Genomic DNA, 3524 nt, shown 5'->3' on the forward strand with positions numbered 1-3524 from the left:
ACTTATAAGAGGTCCTTACATAAGGCTGTTAAATCCAATGATGGAAGGCACAACATGGAGAGAGTACTTAAACTCCCCATAAAATTATTTTTTTAATTATTATATTTTGTTCTATAATTTTTATAATCAATTATATGAAATTTACTGAGTTTTAAAATAATTTACCTGAACTTTTAAAAACCTGTTGTGAAAAGATAGATAAAATTAAAATATAAAATGAAATAAAATATTTATAGGTTAAAATGAATGAAACCATGATTTTTTTGCCGGTTCACCCTTCAACTCTTCTATTAATTCCTTTTCCTTAGAACTGAGATGTTTTGGTACCTGCAATTTTAGAACAATAAGAATATCACCACTTCCATGGGAAGTTAATTTGGGCATTCCTGAACCTTTTATTTTCAATACGTCATCCGGCTGGCTTCCTGCAGGTATATTTAAATTGAATTTTTCTTTAAATAAGACCACTTCAACTGTACCACCAAGTGCTGCAGTGGGAAAATCTATAGGTTCTTTTATATATAAATTATCTCCACTTCTCTTTATATTGGGATTGGGTTGAACGTATATAACTGCATAAAGGTCTCCAGTCATACCACCGAATGAGTTGCCAAGTTTCTGAGTTCTAAGCCGGGTATTGGTATCTACACCTTTTGGTATGGTTATCGAAATATTCTCCATCTTGGGTATATATCCTCTCCCAGTACATATTTTACATGGCGTTTTTGGTATTTTTCCCCTGCCATTGCATGTACGGCATACAATTACCTGAACAAAATTAAAAAATCCCTGCCCTCTGCTTAATCTTTCCTTCCCTGTTCCATGGCATGTTGGACATGTAACAAGAATGCCATTTTCTGCCCCGGTTCCATTGCATGCTTCGCACATGGCGTTTCTTTTAAATTTTATGGGTTTTGATACACCATAATATGCATCTTCCAGCGTTACATTGAGCTTTACATAGATATCCAGATCTGGTGAATTATCATAGCCTCCAAATCCGCCAGAATTGCCTCTGCTGAAACCTCCTCCGCCCCCAAATATTGTATTGAAGATATCATTTATGTCGTCAAAATGGGAAAAATCGTTCCAGTTGAAGCCCGCCCCACCAGCTCCACCTGCATCGTTGAAGGTTGTAGAACCAGTGGTATCGTATTGCTGCCTTTTCTGCGGGTCAGATAGTACTTCGTATGCTTCAGCAACCTCCTTAAACTTTTCTTCGGCTTGCTTGCTTCCTGCATTAACATCCGGATGATATTTTTTTGCAAGTTCCCTAAATTTTGCTTTTATTTCATCCTGAGATGCATTTTTGTCTACACCAAGTACCTTATAGTAATCTTCTGTCATTTTTGTTCATTAGTTTTCTTTATAATCTGTATTTACAGTATCATCCGAATCCTGAGTATCCTGTTCACCGGATTGTTCATTTGCCCCCTGTTCCGATTGTTCAGTTCCTTCTTCTGATTGCTGATTTGCTTCTGGATTTGGTTGCTGTGCCTGGGCTATTTTTGTATATACCTCAGTCATTTCTTTTGTAAGTGTTTCAGTAACTTCTTTTACCTTATCAACATCTTTCTTTTCAACGGCATCTTTAAGATCTTTGATTATTCCCTTTATTTTATCCTTTGTTGCATCGTCGAGTTTGTTTCCAGCTTCATTTATTGTTTTTTCTACAGTATAAGCCAGTGATTCGCCATTGTTCAAAGTTTCTATTGTTTCTTTCTCCTGCTTATCTTTATCGGCAAATTCTTCAGCTTCCTTTTTCATTTTCTCTATTTCTTCCTTTGAAAGTTTGTTTGAAGCGCTTATTGAAATGCTCTGGGATTTTCCGGTTCCCTTATCCTTTGCTGAAACGTTCAGTATGCCATTTGCATCTATATCGAATGTAACCTCTATTTGAGGTACTCCCCTAGGAGCAGGTGCTATTCCTGTTAATGTAAAGTTCCCAAGCGATACGTCATCTTTAACCATTGGCCTTTCTCCCTGGGCTATATGAATATCAACAGCTGTCTGCATATCTGCTGCAGTTGTAAATACCTGTGTCTTCTTTGTCGGTATTGTTGCATTTGCACTGATTAATGGTGTCATTACACCGCCAAGCGTTTCAATACCAAGAGTTAGTGGAGTTACATCAAGAAGCACTATATCTTTTATATCTCCCATCAGAATTCCTCCCTGAATTGCAGCGCCTGTTGCCACAGCCTGCATTGGGTCTACTCCGCCTTCAGGCTTTTTGCCGAAATAGTTTTCAACAAATTTTCCCACATAGGGCATTCTGGTTGGCCCCCCAATGAGTATAATTTTATTTATATCACTCTTTGAGAGTTTTGCACCCTGCAATGCCTTGTCCAGTGATGTTGCGGATTTTGTAACTATTGGAGCGATTAGTTCCTCCAGTTTTGCTCTTGTAAGTTTATATTCAAGATGTTTTGGACCATCCTGTGTTGCAGTAATGTATGGTAAATTTATATCAGATTCAAGTACGGTAGATAATTCTATTTTAGCCTTTTCTGCTGCGTCCCTCAATCTTATATATGCAGATTTGTCCTTTCTTAAATCTATGCCTTCCTTTGCTTTGAAATCATCTGCAAGGAAGTTGACTATGGCCTCATCCATATCAGTTCCGCCGAGTTTTGTATCACCGGATGTGGACATTACCTCAAAAACACCCTGACCAAAATCCATTACTGTTACATCAAGAGTGCCTCCGCCGAAATCATAGATAAGGATTTTTAAGCTCTCATTTAGTTTATCTAAACCATATGCCATGCATGCAGCAGTTGGTTCATTTATTATTCTTTTAACATTAAATCCAGCTATTGCTCCCGCATCCTTCGTTGCCTGCCTCTGATTATCATTAAAATATGCAGGAACAGTTATTACTGCTTCATTGACAGGTTCACCCAAAAATGCTTCGGCATCTTTCTTAATTTTCTGAAGTATAAAACCTGAAATTTGCTGTGGTGTGTATTCTTTTCCAAAGATTTTGTATTTGAAATCTGTTCCCATTTTTCTTTTCGCGCCATATACTGTTCCTTCAGGATTAAGAAGTGCCTGTCTTCTTGCAGGTTCACCTACCAGTAACTGGCCATCCTTTGTAAAGGCAACATAACTCGGAAAAGATTTCCCACCCAGTGAAATACCTTCTGCTGCTGGAATGGTTTCCGGTTTCCCAGAAATAACTACTGCTGCTGCTGAATTACTTGTTCCTAAATCTATGCCTATTATTTTACTCATATTTTTCACCTTTTTGAAACTATTACCTTTGATGTCCGTATAATATTGCCATTTAGTGTATAACCTTTCTGAACTTCTTCCAGAACTGTTCCATCCTCTCCCTGATCCAGCACTCCAACTGCTTCCATCAGGTTTGGATCGTATTTTTCCCCTTTTCCTTCGATAACCTGCAGCCCGTTGGACTGAAGCACTTTCAGGAGCTGAGATCTTACAGGTTCAAGTTTTTGATCATGGGCAATGCCTGCATCCAGTGTATCAAGAACAGGGAGAAGTTCCTTAATGAGATC

The 3524-nt window shown here is 38.1% G+C and carries 3 protein-coding genes; all 3 read right to left on the bottom strand.

Going from position 1 to position 3524, the window contains the following annotated elements:
* Positions 1–237: 237 nt before the first annotated feature.
* A complete protein-coding gene (gene dnaJ / locus WKI77_RS07365) occupies positions 238–1347 on the bottom strand; it encodes a molecular chaperone DnaJ (RefSeq protein WP_337861179.1) in 1110 nt (369 codons plus the stop codon).
* A gap of 9 nt (positions 1348–1356) precedes the next feature.
* Positions 1357–3237: a molecular chaperone DnaK gene (gene dnaK, locus WKI77_RS07370; protein ID WP_337861180.1), complete on the bottom strand. Its 1881-nt coding sequence runs from the start codon at positions 3235–3237 to the stop codon at positions 1357–1359.
* Between the two features lie 5 nt (positions 3238–3242).
* On the bottom strand, positions 3243–3524 hold a 282-nt coding region (gene grpE, locus WKI77_RS07375; protein WP_337861181.1), incomplete at its 5' end, for a nucleotide exchange factor GrpE.

Origin of the sequence: Ferroplasma sp., from assembly GCF_037442045.1 — an archaeon.
Taxonomy (GTDB): Archaea; Thermoplasmatota; Thermoplasmata; order Thermoplasmatales; family Thermoplasmataceae; genus Ferroplasma.